Origin of the sequence: Microcoleus sp. OTE_8_concoct_300 (genome assembly GCF_031383065.1) — a bacterium.
Taxonomy (GTDB): domain Bacteria; phylum Cyanobacteriota; class Cyanobacteriia; order Cyanobacteriales; family Microcoleaceae; genus Microcoleus.
Genome location: NZ_JANMZH010000270.1, coordinates 1 through 1,094 on the forward strand (window position 1 = coordinate 1; position 1,094 = coordinate 1,094).

Below are 1,094 nucleotides of genomic sequence, written 5' to 3' on the forward strand. Positions count from 1 at the left end.
GCGATCGAATGCAACCCCAAATTTAGCGAAGCCCACCAACAACTCTGCGACTTGCTAAGCCACTCCACCAACCTAGCTAGAGCCCGCAGCGTCGCCGACAAATACTGCGAAAACTGCGGCGAAAATGCGCCAGTCATGTCAGCCACAGCCTACGTGTTTTCCTACCTACAATCAGGTGTTAGTAAACAGGCAATTCAGAAACTCGAAGAAATCGAAAAACTCTGCTACGAAAAAGTAGAAACATTTAGCGTCATGGAACTAAAATTGCTCTATGAAATCTTTATGTTTGCAGTTTCCCACTTGCGAGACAACCGCGAAAAAAATGCCAATTTCTACCGACTAATTGCCAAAGAATACTATCAAAAAGCAGTTCCGCGACGCCCAATTAACAGAATCAAATCTGCAAATTATACCGGACAAAAGCCTTTAAAAATCGGCTTCCTTTCCAAACACTTCCGTCGCCATTCCGTAGGTTGGTGTAGCGAAGCCTTAATTCGGGAATTAAGCCGGATCACGCCCCACGTTCACCTTTACGTGACAGGTAAACTCCACCGAGATGAAGTTACGCAACGGTTTGAAGAAATGGCAGGCAAGTTTTACTGGCCTCAAAAATATCCAAACGGCTTTGCTGACGGTGGCGAAATCCTCGCCGAAGTAGTGCAAGACGATTTGGACGTTTTAATAGACTTAGACTCGATGACAGTACCGACAAATGTCGAAGTTCTGTACCAATATCCGGCGGGAATTTGCGTTTCTTGGTTGGGATTCGATGCGCCATATATTTCGGACAATCACTACTTTCTGTGTGACGAACACACTCACCCGCCTGGTGTTGAAACAAATTACTTAGAACAGTTAGTCAGATTGCCAGTTTGTTCGGTAGCAATTGGCGCACTGCAAAGCATTTCCGTGGATCGAGAAGCGATTAGAAATGCTCTCGGCATCCGTTCGGATCAAATGACTTACCTGTGCGTTGCGCCCGGTCGAAAAACAAATCCCGAAATGGTACAAGCTCAAGTTAAAATACTCAAAGAAGTACCAGATAGTTTGTTGATTCGCAAAGGTCAAGGCGATGCGGATGTTATTCACAGCAC

The 1,094-nt window shown here is 45.4% G+C and carries 1 pseudogene; it reads left to right on the plus strand.

The window, feature by feature from the left end:
* Nucleotides 1-1,094 (plus strand): annotated as a pseudogene (locus tag ACUVJL_RS12705) (tetratricopeptide repeat protein); the annotation flags it as partial.